We start from the raw sequence: 16170 nt of genomic DNA, 5'->3' as shown, positions 1-16170 counted from the left end.
TGGCAGACGAAGCAGCCGGTGTGACGGGGCTGCTTCGTCCGGGTTTCATTTTAAATGCAAGAAACAGGCCTCGATGTCTAGGCCGTTCCCTCGGCAGCGTCGGCCGACTCGACCGGGGCCACCTTGGTCACCATGGCGCTGGCGTAGATCAAATCGGCTGCCTTGTCGCACAGCAGTTTGTCGCGCACCATGATCATCATGCCGTTGTCCTCGTAGTAGCGCTTGAGCAACACGACGTCCTGTCCGACCTGGGTCGAGAGGCGGTAGAAAAACGCATCCATCTCCTGGGGGGTGACGGCAAGTTCTTCCTTGAGGGCCACGGCGGCGAGGAAAATCTGGGTCTTGACCAGTTCCTCGGCCCGGGGCTTCATCTCGACTTCGATATCGGCCAGGGACTTGCCCGTGGACTCCAGGCTCTTGCCCCGGCGCTCCAACTGGGTGACGAACTCCTGGACCATCTGGCCAAGCTGCTGCTCGACGGTAGCCGGCGGCAGCGGGAAATCAACAGCGGCCAGCAACTTGTCGATCAGCTTTTTCTGGGCCGACGAGCGGTGCAGGTCTTCGCGCGATTTCTTGTAGGACATGGTAATGGCTTCGCGCATCTTGTCCAGGTCTTCGAAGTTGCCGGCCTTCTTGGCCAGCTCGTCGTCGACCGGCGGCAGGGTGCGGACCTTGATGACATGGACGGCGATCTTCATGGTCACGGTACGGCCGGCCAGATCGGTATTGATGAAATCGGCCGGGAAGGTGATCTCGCCCTCGCCTTCGGAGCCGGCGGGCACGGTCTTGACCAGGGCTTCGAAGTCGGCCAGGGACTGGCCCTCGCCAAGGGTCATCTCGAAATTCTCGGCCCGTACGCCGGGAATGGCCTGGCCGTTTTCAAAGGCCTCGAAGGTGACGGAAACCACGTCGCCGTCGGCCGGGGTGCGGTTGTCGCTTATGGGCGCGACTTCGGCCAGATTCTTGCGCACGCGCTCGATGACGGACTCGATGTCGGCTTCCGAGACCACGACATCCTCTTCCTCGATGGCCTGGCCCTTGTATTCGGGCAGGTCAAAGGCCGGGGCGTGCTCGAAGCTGAAGGTGTATTCCAGCGGTTCGCCCTTGGCCAGGGCGGCCTCGCTCACGTCCAGGCCCGACAACGGGGAGAGCTTGAGTTCGCCCATGATGTCGTTGATGTGGACGTTGATCAGGTCGGTGGTGGCTTCGCCGACGACTTCCTTCTTGAAACGCTGTTCAATGACGCTCGACGGCACTTTGCCTTTGCGAAAGCCCTTTATGTCGGCCTTGGAGCGAAAAAGCGCTACGGCGGTGGACAGGGCGGCGGTGGCTTCTTCGGCCGGAACGCTCACGTTAACCTGCGTTTTGACAGGGGAAATCTGAGTGACGGTATATTCCAAGGCTTCCTCCAAGATGTTCGCCGAAGCCCTCGTGGGCGCAGCGGATTGTGGGTCGTGTCGGGTAAATCAGGACTATGATACGAAATGGGATATGCTACAGGATGGCACGGGAAAAGGAAAGCGCCAAAATCCGGGACCCCCGGAGCGCCGCGAAGCCCCGCATTATGTGACTCCGGGGAAAAAGGCAATCAGGATGCGCAGCCAAAGCCCCCGCCGCCCGGCGTTTCGATGCGAAGCCGGTCGCCCGGGCGCAGCCGCACGTGAAATTTGCCCGGCATGACCATCTCGCCGGTCCGGCGCGTCACTACATTGACGCCTGCCGCCCCCTCGCCGCCGCCGTCCAGGCCCCACGGCCCGCGCAACCGTCGATCCGAGAGCACCGTCGCCTCCATCACGGCCAGGGCCTCGATTTCCCGCACCAGGCCCTCGCCGCCTGCATGCCGCCCGGCCCCGCCAGAGCCGTGCCGCAGGGCGTAGCGCGTCACCCGCAGCGGATAGGCGTATTCCAGGGCTTCAATCGGGGTATTGAGCGTATTGGTCATGTGGGAATGGACAGCCGATTGCCCGTTGCCGGCAGCATCGGCCCCGGCCCCGCCGGCCAGGGTTTCATAATAGGTAAAGGCCGCGCCGGTCCGGGGATCGACCCCGCCCATGGCCAGATTGTTCATGGTGCCCTGGGAGGCCGCGGGGATGCGTCCGGGCAGGGCCGGAGCCAGGGCGCGCAAAATCACGTCCACGATGCGCTGGGAGGTTTCCACGTTGCCGCCGGCCACTGCGGCCGGCGACAGCGCGTGCACCACCGTTCCCGGTTTGGTGCGTATGGTCAGCGGGCGCAGGCAGCCGGCATTGGCCGGTACGGCCTCGCCGGCCAGGGCGCGGAAAACGTAGAGCGCGGCCGACACGGCTATGGCCCGCACGGCATTGATGCAACCGCCGGACTGGGGGTCGCTGGCCCGGAAATCCAGCTCGGCCTCGCCGCCTTCGATGGTAAGCGTCAGGCGCACGGCCACTTCCCCGCCGCCGACCCCGTCGTCATCCAGGCTGTCTTCGGCTGTATAGATGCCGTCGGGTATGGCCGCTATGGCGGCGGCCATGAGCCGCTCGGCATAGTCGAGCAGCGCCCCGGCCATGGCCGTCACCGCGTCCGGACCGTGGGCCGCGACCAGGGCTTCCAGACGGGCAACACCGGTGCGGTTGGCCATGATCTGGGCCGAGAAATCGCCTTGCCGTTCTTGCGGCGTGCGCACGTTGGCCAGGAAAAGGCCCATGACGTCGGCGACGATTTCGCCCCCGGCCACCACCTTGACCGGCGGTATGATAAGGCCTTCCTGGTAGATGGAAGTGGAAAGCGGCATGGAGCCGGCGGCCATGCCACCGACGTCGGCGTGGTGGGCGCGGCTGGCCACGTAAAAAAGCGGTGTGCTGCCGCCGGCATAGACCGGGGCCACCAGCGTTATGTCGGGCAGATGGGTGCCGCCCTGAAACGGATCATTGAGCATGACCATATCGCCCGGGGCCATGTCCACGGCGTCGATGGCGGCGCGCACGGACAGCGGCATGGAGCCGAGATGCACCGGTATGTGGGCAGCCTGGGCCACCATATCGCCGGCGGCATTGAACACGGCGCAGGAGAAATCGCGGCGTTCTTTGATATTGGGCGAATAAGCGGTCCGGGTCAGGGCAACGCCCATTTCCTCGGCCACCGAAGCGAACTTGTTCTTAAACACCTCAAGGGTGATGGGGGTGATGTTCATGTACCTGCGCCGTCCGTCAACTGTTTTGCTTCGCGCCGTGCTGCGACAGAAATGCCGCAAAATCCCCGGCATAGGCCTTCGCACCAATGTGCGTAAATCGCCCCGGCACACTGACGTGCACCTGTCCGCCGATGTCGCGCCAGCGCCTGCAAAAGGCGTAATCCTCGGGCAGATAGTCGCGCGTCTCGGGATCAATCATCGTATCGAAAAAAGCGTAGTTCTCGGCCGCGGCCTCGTTGGTGCAGGCAAAACGGTAGCGCAATGCCGGGTAGGCGTCCACAAGGCGGGCAAACACGTTCCGACGGATCAGCATGAAGCCGGTGGCGGCGTATTCCACTTCCAAAAAGCCCTGCTCGTCCATCTTGCAGCCGGGCTTGACCTTGACCGCGTAATCGAGGCTGGCCGCCTCGGCCACGGCCGGCGGCGTGCCGGCCGGTTGGGCCATGACCCGCTCCACGGAGAGTCCCTTGACCGGATAGACGCCGCAGACAACATCCTTGTCCGCGCCCAAAAGCCGCGTGACCATGCGGGGGTCGAATTCGATGTCCGCGTCGATAAAAAGCAGATGCGTGGCCCGCTCGTCGCGTAAAAACTCACTTACAATGGAGTTTCGCGCCCGGGTGATGAGGCTCTCGTGGCAGGGGGTGAGCAGACGAAAGGGGACTTTCGCCCGATTGAGCACGTCTTTGAGCGCCAGCATGGACAGCATATAGGGCACGGTGACCATGCCGCCGAAACACGGCGTGCCGATGACAAGCATTACACCTCTCCCCTGCCCCGGCCCAAAGGCCGCAACGCCAAGCCAGGGGCCGTACCGGGAGCAGGCTGGCTCAGGCGACGACGGCCAGGGCCAAGCTGCCCGGTCACCATGCCGCCGCCACCGAGGGGAAAAATCCGCCCGGCCGCACGCCGTCTAGGCCTGTCCGCCCGTGGCGATGATGATATTGCCAAACCCGTCCACATGGGCCGTGGCCCGCGGCGGCACAAAGGTGGTGGCCGAAGTCTCGGCCACCAGCGCCGGGCCGTCGAAGCGGTTGCCGGGCAACAGATTGGCCCGGTCATACCACATGGCGGCCAGCTCCCGACCGCGCCAGATGAGCGGGCGTTCCCCGAGTTTCGCTTCTGCCGGCACGGCAGCGACGAGATGCTCGGCCTCCACCAACTCCGGTTTGTCGGTTACGACCTTGGCCCGGATACGCAGGGTCACCACCTCGATGACGGCCTTGGGATGCTTGAAGCCGAAGATGGCCTCGTGGCGGTTGTGGAAGGCCAGGAACGGGTCGGCCACGAAACGGATGGGCAGTTCGTGGGACTGGCCCTTATAACGCATGTCGAGCTGGCGTTCGAGGACGATGCGCGCTCCGGGCGCTTCCTCGGCCATGACCTGCCGGGCCCGGGTTTCCAGGGTGCCGAAAAGCCCGGCCACCTCGATGAGGTCGGTTTTGTCCGAGGCGGCCATGACCGTCTCGGAAAAGTCCCGGACAACATCGGCAAAAAGCATGCCCAGGGCGGAAAAAAGCCCGGGATGGCGCGGCACCACGACCGTTTCGACGCCAAGAAGCCGGGCCAGGGACACGGCATGAAGCCCGCCGGCCCCGCCGTAGGACAGCAAGGCGAACTCGGCCGGATCATGGCCGCGCTCGACAGAGATGACCCGGATGGCCCGCTCCATGGCCGACTCGGCCACGGCCACGACGCCCTCGGCCGCTTCAATGGCCGAAAGCCCGGCCGAGGCTCCAAGGGCTGCAAACAGTTCCGGCAGCCGCTCCGGGAAAAGCGGCATGGCCCCGCCTAAAAAGTGGTCCGGGGCCAGACGCCCCAAAAACAGGTTGGCGTCGGTGACGGTGAGGCCCTCACCCCGGCCGTAGCAGGCCGGACCGGGCACGGCCCCGGCGCTCTGCGGCCCGACCCGAAGCGCCCCGCCGGCATCGATGGCCGCCAACGACCCGCCACCGGCCCCGACCGTGTGGATGTCGAGCATGGGCGTTTTGATGGGCATGCCAGCCAGCACCGTCTCGGTGGCCATGGACAGGCTGCCGTCGAGCAGGGACACATCGGTTGACGTGCCACCCATGTCAAAGGTGATGAGCCGGTCAAAGCCGGCGGCCTTGCCAACGGCCAAAGCGGCCACGACCCCGCCGGCCGGGCCGGAAAGCACCGTGCGCACGGGTTCGCGCCGGGCGGTATCGGCGGCAATGAGCCCGCCGCTGGACTGCATGACGCAAAGGGCCGTCCCGTCCGGCAGCCCGGCGGCCAGATCGCCCAGATAGGCGCGCATGGCCGGGGCAACATAGGCGTTGACCACGGTGGTGGCGGCGCGTTCATACTCGCGAAATTCAGCCAGGATGTCGGAGGAAAGCGAGACCGAAAGCCCGGCTTCAGCCAGGGCTTCGCCAAGCAGCAACTCGTGTTCGGGCTTAAGAAAGGAAAAAAGCAGGCAGACAGCCACGGAATCGGCCCCGGCGGCGGCCACGCGCATGGCCAACTCGCGGGCGGCCTCAGGAGTCAGCTCCTCACGGACGCGGCCCTCGGCGTCAACCCGGCCCGGTGCACCGAACCGAAGCGCCTGGGGCACCAGACACGCTTCCTTGCGGCTGGACAGATCGTACAATTCGAGACGATCCTGACGGCCTATGGCGATGATGTCTTCAAAACCGGCATTGGCCACAAAGGCCGTCACAGCACCCCGGCGTTCGAGCAGGGCATTGGTGGCCACGGTGGAGCCGTGCATGACCTGGCCGGGGACAAGGGGCAAACGGCCAAGGCCCTCCAGGATGGCTCTTGAGGGGTTGTCCGGACTGGAGGGCAGCTTGACCACGACAAAGCCCTGCTCCGTCCGACAGATAATATCGGTAAAGGTGCCGCCGGTATCCACGCCGACAACGGCCATCGCGCCCCCTTTCTCCCTTGCTGCGAAGGGATGCGGTAATGCTCGGTTAAATAACGGCTGCGCAACGAAGCCCTGCGCCGTAGAAATGGAACGGACCGTGTCCCCGGAGGAAACACGGGCCGCAATTCCGGACGCGAGAGGACGGGCCTCATCCGGGATACGCCCACTATCGCGGGTTTCCGTTTTTTTTCAAGGGGCAACGCCGCCCCACCGAAAGGATGGAACGGCGTTGTCACCAGATCGGCAAAAAACGGAAGTTTTAGAGGTTGTTGGCCAGCAGTTCGCCAAAGGCGGCGCAGCCGACGGTGACCGCCCCCGGAATCTGGTCGGCCAGATCCACGGTGACTTTCTTGTTGGTGATGGTCTTGTCCATGGAATCGTGAATAAGCTTGGCGGCCTCGTGCCAGCCGAGGTGCTCAAGGAGCATGGCGCCGCTTAAGACCAGGCTGCCGGGGTTGGCCTTGTCCTTGCCGGCGATTCCGGGGGCCGTGCCGTGGGTCGGCTCGAAAAAGGCCAGCTTTTCGCTCATGTTGACGCCGGGAGCCAGTCCCAGGCCGCCGACCTGGGCGGCCAGGGCGTCGGAGATGTAGTCGCCGTTTAAGTTGGTGGTGGCGATGACGGAATAGTCCTGGGGACGCATGAGCGCCACCTGGAACATGTTGTCGGCAATGCGGTCCTTGATGACGATGGGCTTGGTTCCGCCGGCGGCGGCGTCCTGCTCGGTCATGCAGGCCTCGGCAAATTCCGTGGCCGCCACTTCATAGCCGAAGGCCCGGAAAGCGCCCTCGGTATACTTCATGATGTTGCCCTTGTGGACCAGGGTGACGCTTGGCAGCTTGTGGGCGACCGCGTGCTGGATGGCCTTGCGCACCAGACGCTTGGAGCCGGCCGGGGTGATGGGCTTGATGCCGATGCCGGCGGTGGCGTCCACCTTGGCCCCGAGTTCGTCGCACAAAAAGGCGATCAGCCGCTTGGCCTCAGGCGTGCCGGAGGCGTATTCGATGCCGGCGTAAACGTCTTCGGTGTTTTCCCGGAAAATGATCATGTCCACGAGGTCCGGGCGCTTGACCGGGGACTCGATGCCCTTGAAATAGCGGATGGGCCGGATGCAGGCGTAGAGGTCCAAAACCTGGCGCAGGGTGACGTTTAAGCTGCGAAATCCACCGCCGACCGGGGTGCCAAGGGGCCCCTTGAAGGCGAGTTCGGCCGTGCTCAGGGCGTCGACGGTGGCCTGGGGCAGGTAATCCCCGGTTTCCTTGAAGGCTTTCTCGCCGGCGAGCAGTTCCTTCCACACGAGCTTGCGACCCTCGCCGTAGGCCTTGGCCACGGCAGCGTCGAGAACCGGCCGCCCGGCCGCCCAGACATCCGGGCCGATGCCATCGCCTTCAATCCAAAATACCGTCTTTTCCATGCGCCTTGACTCCTCTGGGAAATTTTGAACAAACACTACGGTAAAAAGGGAGTCGGTCATTTGTCAACCGACCCTGCCGCCACGGGGTCAAGAAAAGCCTCGGCAAATTCCCGGGCCACCCGTTTCTGGTGCACCTCGGACATGGTCCAGTATTCGGCGTCGGCCCCGCACAGGATAAGGACCTGGGCAAGGGCCGCCTCCCGCCCCTCCCGGTCAAGCCCGGACCAGTCCTGTCGGGCCATGCGCCTGGCCGCCTCGCTGCGGCAGGCTTCGACGTAGCGCCGGGGGGCAGGGACCTCCGCCTTGGCCCGGACATCCGGCCCGCCCCCGGGTCCGGGCGCATACCGGCCCCCGAGCCGGACATGTTCAAACAAGGGGAACACCGGTTTGGGCACGATGTGCTGCAGGCCGAAAAGCAGCCCGGCCAAGGCAAGGAATGCGAGGGGAACAAGAGGCTTGCGATCCATGGACGTCCCCGGCCGGAGCGCGCGGGATGTCCCGTATGCGGCATAAAGCAGCGTACGGCTCCCGACGCCTCCCGGCAGCCGCGCCCAGCCAGGGGCAGCCCTGGCTGGCAGACGCGGGTTTGGAAGACATCCCGCCCGTTACTGCTGCGGGGTCTCGGCGGCATAACGCCGCATTTTCGTTGTCACATTGTCTTCGATCCAGTGGGCGTCCCACCACTCGATGGGAATGACCGGCTGGCCGGAGAGGTACACGGCAAACAGCACCTGATCGCCCGGGGTCAGCCCCGTGGTGCCGGTCGCGCCCACCGGGTCGCCCTTTTTGACGGCGTCGCCCGCGGCCACGGCCATTGAGGACAGGTTGGCGTAGACCGTGGACAGGCCCAGGCCGTGGTCGATGACCACGGTGTTGCCGTAGACGCCAAGCGGGCCGGCAAAAACGACGTTGCCGGAATTTGCCGCCGGCACCTGGGCTCCGGGAACCGAGGCAAGACCGATGCCGTTGCTCACCTCCCGGCCGATCTCCTGGCCGTTGGCGACATAGACCCGCTGCGCCCCAAAGGAGCCGCGCACAACCGACCGGGGCAGGTAGATGAACCCGCCCTCCCAAAGCGGCTCCGGTCCGGACTTGGCAGCCAGGGAGGCGATGAAGTCGGCATTTTGCCGGCGCAGTTCGCTGTTTAATTTTTTGAAACGCTCAACCGGATCGCGCTCCTGGGGGAACAGGCCGGCAAAGGCCGGCAGGCGGGCCGCCAGGAATTCGTCGGTGATCTCCACCCGCTCCTCGCGAAAGCGCCTTTTAATGGCCATATTGACGAAAAATCCGGTTTTTTCGTTGCCGGCGGCATCCTCGACAAAGAGCCTGGGTTTGTAGGCGTCGGGTTCCATGTCGCTCGGAAAGGCAAAGAGGCAGACGTATTGGCCGCTTTTTTGCTTATAGCCCGGATAGAACCTGTCGCCCACCATCACCCCGCTTCGGGCAACATCCTTGTTGACCTCGTAGACGACCAGACCGGCACCGCCCTGGCGCATGTAATGGGCCGGGGTGAGAGCCTTGATCGTGGGCGGCACGGGATCAAGGTGCATCCGCTTGGAGACGCGGGCGGCGTTGCCGGCGCCGAGATTGGCATGGGAGCCGTCAAAGGCGGCAATCTGCATCTCGAAGGTCCCGCCGCGCAGTTCCGAGGATTCCAGGGAGAAGCGCTCGGAGACGCGGTCGCGGGGCGGATCGTAGTTTTTGCGCAGGACGTCCACCCGGCGCTGGCCCTGGGCCACGGTGACCGTGAGGGAGCGGATGCCGGACTGGTCGTCGGAGGCCGAGACAACGAAGGGGCGCTTCATGGATGCGGCTTCGGCCTCGGGCGAGAGCGTCACCTGCGGCTTTTCCGCGTCCTTGAGAAACAGATAATAGCCGGCAAAACCGGCCACAGCCAACGGGGATGCGAGCAATCCCAGGGCGACAAACCAGAATATCGGGCCGGTTGCGCCGCGTTTTTTAAACGGCTTTCTGATGCGCATGTCAAACGTATCCCCTGTCTGCCGGATGACGACAGTATAGGTGAGGCCAGAGCCCCGGGCAAGCCGCATCGTGCCGCCCGGGATGACAACGGAGGTTTTCCATGACCACTGACAATGCAACAACGCCCCCGGCGGCGCCGGCTTCCCTGTCCCCGGCCCCGGACAGACGGCGTTCCCTGGCCGGGCCGGCGGCCGCGGCCTCGCTGGCCGTTGCCGCCCTGTGCCTGGGCAGTGCCGCCGACTGGTTGGCGGAGCGTACGGCCGCCCTTCGCCACGAAACCATCTGGCTGACCCAGAACGCGGCCATGCAGGCGGGCGAAGCCAAGCTTGCGGCCTCGCTTTTTTCCATCGACCCGGATGAGCGTCGACGCCTTCGCCTGACGGCCACGGCCTATTGCCCGGACTGTCTGGCCGACGAGGACGGCCCCCAGCTCTCGGCCCTGGGCGCGCCGGTGCGGGCCGGACGCACGGTGGCCGTCTCGCGCGACCTGCGCCGGCTGCTTGGCCGCACGGTCTATATCGAAGGATTCGGGGTGCGGGTGGTCGAGGACCTCATGCACCCGCGCTTTGCCGGCCGCATGGACCTGTGCCTGCCAGGCAAACGCCAAGCCCTGGACTTTGGCGTCCAGAACCTGGATGTCGTGGTTCTCGACTGAATCCCGGGCCGGCTAGTAGGCCCCGCGCATACTCAGCACCACCGGAATGGTGCGCAGCAGTATCCGAATGTCCATGGCCACGGACCAGGTATCGACGTATTCGATGTCCAGTTCCATCATGCGCTCAAAGGGCGTATCGTTGCGGCCACTGATCTGCCACAGGCAGGTGATGCCGGGTTTGACCCCAAAGCGCCGCCTGGGCCAGTCTTTTTCAATGCGCTCAACATCCCGAAGCGGCAGCGGACGCGGCCCCACAAGACTCATGTCGCCGCGCAGCACATTGACGAGCTGAGGCAGCTCATCAATGCTCGTGCGCCGCAGCCATCGGCCAAGCGGCGTGATGCGGGGATCATTTTTGATTTTAAAGATCGCCCCGTCCATCTCGTTTTGGGCCTCAAGCTCCTCCTGCATGGAGGCAGCGTTTTGCACCATGGTGCGAAACTTGTAAAACTTGAAAATCCGCTTGCCAAGCCCAACCCGGTCCTGGGCAAAGAGAGCCGGCCCGGGCGAGGTGAGCCGAATGAGCCCCCAGGCGGCGGCCAAAAGCGGCGACAAAACGATAAGCGCGGCCAGGGACACGGCCACGTCGAGAAAGCGTTTGATAATGCGCTCACGCTCATCGGCCAGGGTGTTGGAGATGGTCACCGCCACTTCGCCGCCATGGCCCCCCGGGCGGCTATGCGGGTTTTTCAGCTCGAAAAGCCGCGTCACCACGGTCACCGACACCCCCTGCTCCTCGCAGGCCGACACCAGGGCCGTGGCCCTGTGGCACAACTGCTCCAGGGACAGGCAGATGACCACCTCGTCCACCACATGCTGGCGCAGATAGTCGGTCAGCCCATCAAGGCCGGCCGCCAGTTGCATGGCTTCGGGAAGCGGCCCGGCGGGCGGGGCGGCTTCCCAGGCATCGGCCACAAAACCCAGGAACCGGTAGCCGTGTTCGGGATGGGCCAGCATATCCCGGGCGATTTCCTGGGCCCGCGCCCCGGTGCCCACCACCAGGGTGCGACGGCGCAGGAGCCCCTGGGCCTCGCCCAGAAAAAGCAGACGCCGGGTCATGAAGCGGACGACCACGCCGCCGGCGGCGGCCAGGAACCAGTAGGCGGCCAGAAAGGCGGGGGTGGCCAGGGGCGGGCGCAACACGGCGGCGGCCACAAGCAGCACAAGCAGGACGCCGGTGACGGCCTTGATGGTTGCCTTGAGTGTTTCGCGCCGGTTGTAGAGCGCCATTTCGGTGTACAGGCCAAACAGCGGAAACACGCTGACCGTCCCAACGAGCACGCTCAGAAGCAGGGCCACACTGACTGCATCAAGATGCAGATGGGCGGCGGAAGCCGTTTCCGGGGTCAGTGTTGTGGAGAAGGCCGCCGCAACAACCAGTGCAACTGCGGCCAAAGCCAGGTCTAGGGCGCGAAGCCAGGTAATGGCTCCCTGTCTGGATGCAAATGGCAAGACGTCCCCCCGATGCGATTGCGGCCCCAGTCCATGGCAGGCGGGCCATTCCTGCGCGTTCTCACCCGGCCGGCAGACCGATCCGGGGAAACCGCATTCAAACACTCTACCCCAACCGCTTCGGGAAATGCAACCTCCGGGCCACTTTGTGCGTCGTCGGCAGGCTAGGGCACCAGCAGCACCTTGATGTCGCAGACATTGGTATTGGTGGGACCGGTTTTGAGGAGTTGTCCGACCGCTTCAAAATAGTGGTAGGCATCATTGGCCGCCAGATAGGCCCGGGCATCGAGGCCAAGGGCGCGCCCCTGGCGCAAAATCTCCAGGCTGGCAAACGCACCGGTAGCATCCGTCGGACCATCGGAACCATCGGTGGAGGCGGCCAGGAACACGGCTTCCTCGGCGTTTTTGGCCTCGCCGGTCAACCCGGCCAGAAAGGCCAGGGCCATTTCCTGGTTGCGCCCGCCCTTGCCCGGACCGCGCAGGGTCACGGTGGTCTCGCCGCCGGCAATGACGCAGGCCGGCCGCGGCAGGGGCACGGCGTATTCGGCGATATCCTTGGCCATGCCAAGAAAAAGGTTGGCCATCTCCCGGGCTTCGCCGATCAGGTGCGAGGTCAGGACCAGCGTGGCGTAGCCCAGGGTGGCCGCCTTGTCCCGGGCGGCCAAAAGGGCCTGGAAATTGGTGCCGATAAGCACCGTGCGGGTGGTGTCGAAGACCGGGTCGCCGGCCTTGGGGGTTTCCGGGGCGCGCCCGGCAGCCACGTCGGTCAGCACGGCCAGGGCCTCGGGGGCCACGGTGTCGCGCACGGCGTAGCGGTCAAGCACGGCCAGGGCATCGGCGGCGTCGGTGGAATCCGGCACGGTCGGGCCGCTGGCAATGACGTCGAGGTCGTCGCCGACCACGTCGGACAGGAGCAGGCCCAGGCAGTCGGCCGGGGCGATGGCCGCGGCCAGCCGGCCGCCTTTGACTGCCGAAAGCTTTTTTCGAACGCAGTTTATTTCGTTGATGGTGGCCCCGCAAGCGAGAAGCGCCCGGGTGGTGGCCTGCTTGTCGGCCAGCGTCAGCCGGCGTCCGGGCACGGCCAGGGGCGCGGCCAGGATGGCCGACCCGCCGCCGGAAACCAGCACGATGACCAGATCCCCCGCCCCGGCCGCCTCGGCCATGGCCAGGACCTCCCGAGCGGCGAAAGCGCCGCGTTCGTCCGGCACGGGATGGGCCGCCTCCAGAAGCCGGATGCGGGAAAGCGTCTCCAGATAGCCTTCCTTGACCGCCACCACCCCGGCCGTGATGCGCTCGCCCAGAAGGCGCTCCAGACCAAGGGCCATGCGGGCCGAGGCCTTGCCCATGCCGAGCACGAAAATGCGTTTGTAGCCCGACAGGTCGTAGGCGTGGCACTCGGTTTCCGTGGTGACCCGAAGGACGTCCCCGGTCAGGGTCAGCACCCGCTGCATCATGGCCAGGGGATCGACGCGGGCAAGCCCGGCCCGGAAAATCGTTTCGGCATCGGCAAGGCTGCGGCCCATGGTCGTCCTCCGTGGCGGGGCATCTGGCCCCGGTTGGCTGTTGCCAGGGAGTGCCAGCCAGGGCACGGCGCGTCAAGGCGGTCTGGCCTTTTGGCCCGCTTCACCGGACCCCGGGATAGCCAAACGCCGCCGGCCGGCGTAGCATGGGCGGCACACGGCCTCCCCTTCGCCAACGCCGCCAGCCGGCAAACGAGAGCAGTTTTAACGCCATGCGCCAGCCCGACCCGACCCATCTGCCGTTTTCGCTCGCCGCCCTGGGCCACGATTTCGCCCCGGCCACCCCGGACCGGGACAGTCCGGGCACGCCGGGCTGCTGGATCATCCTGCGGGAAAACGGGCTCGTCCTATGCCGTGACGGACTCGGCCTGCCCGACGGCGTCCTGCCCGTAGCCGGACCTTTTGCCGTGCCGCCGGTGCTGGTCGGCTTCTGGCAGGGCCGGCCGCTTCGGGCGGCCCGGCTGGAACCCGAGGCCGGCCTGCCGGCCGGACTGATGGCTGTGAGCGCCTCCTACCGCAACCAGGCCCTGGACGACCGCCTCATCACCCTGGCCGGACTGGCCAGGCAGGTGCTCCACTGGCGGGACCGCAGCCGCATCTGCCCGGCCTGCGGCGGCTCGCCCGGAGAAATCGCCGGCAGCTTCGGGGCGCGCTGTCCGTCCTGCACCCGGGAGTATTACCCGCGCATCCACCCGGCCGTGATCGTGCTCATCACCCGGGGCGAGGAATTTCTGCTGGTGCGCAAGGCCGACTGGCCGGCCGGCCAGTATGGGCTGGTGGCCGGCTATGTGGAATTCTGCGAGACCCTGGAAGAGTGCGTGGTCCGCGAAGTCATGGAGGAAACAGGCCTCGCCGTCACCGACGTGCGCTATCTGGCCAGCCAGAGCTGGCCCTTCCCAAGCCAGCTCATGGCCGGGTTTGCCGCAACCTGCGCCGGCGGCGAACTGGTGCTGGACACGGCCGAACTGGAAGCCGCGGCCTGGTTTTCCGCCGAACGCCTGCCGCCGGTCCTGCCGCCCCGGGCCAGCATCGCCCGGGCCCTCATCGACCGCTTCGCCCCGGGCCTCGGCGGCGCTATCGAAAATCCATAAAATGGAGCCGGCGGCTGCGGGTATCCGTTGACAGGCCCGGCCCGGTCCTATATAGGATCAATCGTGTCCGATTACTCCAAATTTGAGGGGCGACATGCGTTTAACCAGAGCCGGCGAATATGCCATCCGCTGTGTCCTGTATCTGGCCATGCACAGCGACAGGGCGCTTATCGGGCGCAAGGAGATCGCCGAGGCCATGGACGTGCCGGCCCAGTTCCTCGGCAAGGTGGCCCAGCAACTGGCCCGGGCCGGAATCATCAGCATCCGCCAGGGCTCCCAGGGCGGCTACGAGCTGGCCCGGCGTCCCGAGGACGTCACGCTTTTGACCGTCATCGAGGCCATTGATGGCGAGATTTTTTTAAACGACTGCATCCATCGTCCCGAGAGCTGCGACCGGCAGGCCATCTGTTCGGTGCATCATGTCTGGGAACAGGCGCGGCGGCAGCTGCGAAGCACCCTCGGCGGCACGACCCTGGCCGAACTGGCGGCCATGGAGAAACGGACCTGCCAGGGGCGTTCACCCAAGCCGGACGCTGCGCGACATAGTTGAGGTTTTGTGATGGGGGTTGGTGCATTTTCCCTGGCCCGGTGCTAGAGTGGGGGCAGACCGCAAGGATGCCGCGAGGCCCCGTGACGGGGAAAGTGCGATACGGGTTTACGGTCAACACGGAGGAAAAGGAGACAGATCATGGACACGCTCATGCTTTCGCGACTGCAGTTCGCCTTTGCGACTTTCATCCACTTCATCTTTGTCCCGCTTACCCTGGGGCTATCCGTGCTCATTGCGATCATGGAGACCAAGTACGTGCGCACCGGGGACGAGACGTACAAACGGATGGCCAAATTCTGGGGCAAGCTGTTTCTCATCAATTTCGCCCTGGGTGTGGTCACCGGCATCACCCTGGAATTTCAGTTCGGCACCAACTGGTCGCGCTATTCGACCTTTGTCGGCGACATTTTCGGCTCGCTGCTCGCCATCGAGGCCACGGCCGCTTTTTTCCCTGGAATCCACCTTCCTGGCCGTCTGGGTCTTTGGCTGGAACAAGCTTTCGCCCAAAGTCCACCTGCTCTCCATCTGGCTGGTGGCCTTTGCCGCCAACTTTTCCGCCCTGTGGATCATCCTGGCCAACGGCTTCATGCAGCATCCGGTCGGGTATGTGATCCAAAACGGCCGGGCCGAACTGGCCAGCTTCGTTGACGTCGTCACCAACCCCTATGGCTGGAACGCCTTCCTGCACACCGTCACCGGCGGCTGGGCCCTGGGCGGCTTTTTCGTGGTCGGCGTGTCAGCCTGGCATCTGCTTCGCAAGCAAAACATCGACTTTTTCACCAAGTCCTTCCGCATCGGCGCCGGCTTCGCCCTGGTCTTCTCCCTGGTCGTGGCGGCCGTGGGACACCGCCAGGGCAACATCGTGGCCGAGGTCCAGCCGGCCAAGCTGGCGGCCATGGAATCCCACTGGGACACCCAGAAAAACGCCCCCATGTATCTTTTTTCCCTGCCTGATCCGGAGAATGAAAAGAACAGCATCGAGATCGGCCGCATCCCGAGCGTCCTGAGCCTCATGGCCTTCAACGACCCGTCGGCCGTGGTCAAAGGACTCAAGGACTTCCCCAAGGAAGACCGCCCGCCCGTCACCCTGACCTTCTCCGCCTTCCGCATCATGGTGGGACTGGGCACGGCCATGCTGGTCCTGGGCATCCTGGCCTTTATCGCCCGCCACCAGCCGGCTGAAAGCTCGCCCCGGCTTTTGAAGCTCTTCATCTGGGCCATTCCCCTGCCCTACCTCGCCCTGCAGGCCGGTTGGGCCGTGGCCGAAGTCGGCCGCCAGCCCTGGATCGTCTACGGCATCATGCGCACCAAGGACGCGGTCTCGCCCATCGAAACCTCCCAGGTGGCCATCAGTCTGGCGGCCTTTTTCGTGGTCTACATCCTGCTCGCCGCCCTGGACATCTTCCTTTTGGCCAAATACGCCCGCTCCCAGCCGCACTAGCCCCGGGCAGCCCTGTGACGGTG

General features: G+C 65.2%; 12 protein-coding genes and 1 pseudogene. 4 read left to right on the top strand and 9 right to left on the bottom strand.

Translation table 11 applies throughout. The annotated features are described in order from the left end of the window. Nucleotides 1-77 precede the first annotated feature (77 nt). The 7 genes from tig to DVDV_RS03350 form a co-directional block, all read right to left on the bottom strand. The gene (gene tig, locus DVDV_RS03380; RefSeq protein WP_075353306.1) at nucleotides 78-1400 is read right to left on the bottom strand and encodes a trigger factor; all 1323 of its coding nucleotides are present in this window, start codon (nucleotides 1398-1400) and stop codon (nucleotides 78-80) included. A 188-nt stretch (nucleotides 1401-1588) separates the two neighbouring features. Next, nucleotides 1589-3154: a hydantoinase B/oxoprolinase family protein gene (locus tag DVDV_RS03375; protein WP_075353305.1), complete on the bottom strand. Its 1566-nt coding sequence runs from the start codon at nucleotides 3152-3154 to the stop codon at nucleotides 1589-1591. Between the two features lie 16 nt (nucleotides 3155-3170). Further along, nucleotides 3171-3914 (bottom strand): hypothetical protein, encoded by a 744-nt coding sequence (locus DVDV_RS03370; protein ID WP_075353304.1) that lies wholly within the window; start codon nucleotides 3912-3914, stop codon nucleotides 3171-3173. A 153-nt stretch (nucleotides 3915-4067) separates the two neighbouring features. Continuing rightward, complete coding sequence (locus DVDV_RS03365; RefSeq protein ID WP_075353303.1) at nucleotides 4068-6044, bottom strand: hydantoinase/oxoprolinase family protein; 1977 nt, start codon at nucleotides 6042-6044, stop codon at nucleotides 4068-4070. Nucleotides 6045-6303: 259 nt separating this feature from the next. Then, complete coding sequence (gene icd / locus DVDV_RS03360; protein ID WP_075353302.1) at nucleotides 6304-7455, bottom strand: NADP-dependent isocitrate dehydrogenase; 1152 nt, start codon at nucleotides 7453-7455, stop codon at nucleotides 6304-6306. Nucleotides 7456-7511: 56 nt separating this feature from the next. Beyond that, the gene (locus tag DVDV_RS03355; RefSeq protein ID WP_075353301.1) at nucleotides 7512-7922 is read right to left on the bottom strand and encodes a hypothetical protein; all 411 of its coding nucleotides are present in this window, start codon (nucleotides 7920-7922) and stop codon (nucleotides 7512-7514) included. A gap of 138 nt (nucleotides 7923-8060) precedes the next feature. Then, nucleotides 8061-9437, bottom strand: coding sequence for a M23 family metallopeptidase (locus DVDV_RS03350; protein ID WP_075353340.1), 1377 nt, complete (start codon nucleotides 9435-9437; stop codon nucleotides 8061-8063). A gap of 101 nt (nucleotides 9438-9538) precedes the next feature. Here DVDV_RS03350 and DVDV_RS03345 point away from each other — a divergent pair, with 101 nt between their 5' ends. Continuing rightward, nucleotides 9539-10093, top strand: coding sequence for a 3D domain-containing protein (locus DVDV_RS03345; protein WP_254845220.1), 555 nt, complete (start codon nucleotides 9539-9541; stop codon nucleotides 10091-10093). 12 nt (nucleotides 10094-10105) lie between these two features. Here the strand turns inward: DVDV_RS03345 and DVDV_RS03340 are convergent, their stop codons facing one another. Further along, entirely contained in the window at nucleotides 10106-11545 is a 1440-nt protein-coding gene (locus tag DVDV_RS03340; RefSeq protein WP_075353300.1) for a sugar transferase, read from the bottom strand. A gap of 164 nt (nucleotides 11546-11709) precedes the next feature. Then, nucleotides 11710-13068: a glycerate kinase gene (locus DVDV_RS03335; protein ID WP_075353299.1), complete on the bottom strand. Its 1359-nt coding sequence runs from the start codon at nucleotides 13066-13068 to the stop codon at nucleotides 11710-11712. A gap of 143 nt (nucleotides 13069-13211) precedes the next feature. Between DVDV_RS03335 and nudC the strand changes: the two genes are divergently transcribed. From nudC to DVDV_RS03320, 3 genes and pseudogenes are all read left to right on the top strand, one after another. After that, entirely contained in the window at nucleotides 13212-14156 is a 945-nt protein-coding gene (nudC, locus tag DVDV_RS03330; protein WP_254845219.1) for an NAD(+) diphosphatase, read from the top strand. Nucleotides 14157-14250: 94 nt separating this feature from the next. After that, nucleotides 14251-14706: an Rrf2 family transcriptional regulator gene (locus DVDV_RS03325; protein WP_075353298.1), complete on the top strand. Its 456-nt coding sequence runs from the start codon at nucleotides 14251-14253 to the stop codon at nucleotides 14704-14706. A gap of 138 nt (nucleotides 14707-14844) precedes the next feature. Continuing rightward, nucleotides 14845-16147, top strand: a pseudogene (locus DVDV_RS03320) (cytochrome ubiquinol oxidase subunit I). The last annotated feature ends 23 nt before the right edge of the window (nucleotides 16148-16170 follow it).

This window comes from Desulfovibrio sp. DV (assembly GCF_001936595.1).
GTDB lineage: Bacteria > Desulfobacterota > Desulfovibrionia > Desulfovibrionales > Desulfovibrionaceae > Solidesulfovibrio.
This window is presented reverse-complemented; position numbering and strand designations above follow the sequence as displayed.

What these genes read in the sequence shown, in the direction of transcription:
- DVDV_RS03370 (WP_075353304.1), bottom strand. Translation starts at nt 3,914, where the DNA reads ATGCTTGTCATCGGCACGCCGTGTTTCGGCGGCATGGTCACCGTGCCC.
- DVDV_RS03365 (WP_075353303.1), bottom strand. Translation starts at nt 6,044, where the DNA reads ATGGCCGTTGTCGGCGTGGATACCGGCGGCACCTTTACCGATATTATC.
- DVDV_RS03345 (WP_254845220.1), top strand. Translation starts at nt 9,539, where the DNA reads ATGACCACTGACAATGCAACAACGCCCCCGGCGGCGCCGGCTTCCCTG.
- DVDV_RS03375 (WP_075353305.1), bottom strand. Translation starts at nt 3,154, where the DNA reads ATGAACATCACCCCCATCACCCTTGAGGTGTTTAAGAACAAGTTCGCT.
- icd (WP_075353302.1), bottom strand. Translation starts at nt 7,455, where the DNA reads ATGGAAAAGACGGTATTTTGGATTGAAGGCGATGGCATCGGCCCGGAT.
- DVDV_RS03350 (WP_075353340.1), bottom strand. Translation starts at nt 9,437, where the DNA reads ATGCGCATCAGAAAGCCGTTTAAAAAACGCGGCGCAACCGGCCCGATA.
- DVDV_RS03355 (WP_075353301.1), bottom strand. Translation starts at nt 7,922, where the DNA reads ATGGATCGCAAGCCTCTTGTTCCCCTCGCATTCCTTGCCTTGGCCGGG.
- nudC (WP_254845219.1), top strand. Translation starts at nt 13,212, where the DNA reads ATGGGCGGCACACGGCCTCCCCTTCGCCAACGCCGCCAGCCGGCAAAC.
- DVDV_RS03335 (WP_075353299.1), bottom strand. Translation starts at nt 13,068, where the DNA reads ATGGGCCGCAGCCTTGCCGATGCCGAAACGATTTTCCGGGCCGGGCTT.
- DVDV_RS03325 (WP_075353298.1), top strand. Translation starts at nt 14,251, where the DNA reads ATGCGTTTAACCAGAGCCGGCGAATATGCCATCCGCTGTGTCCTGTAT.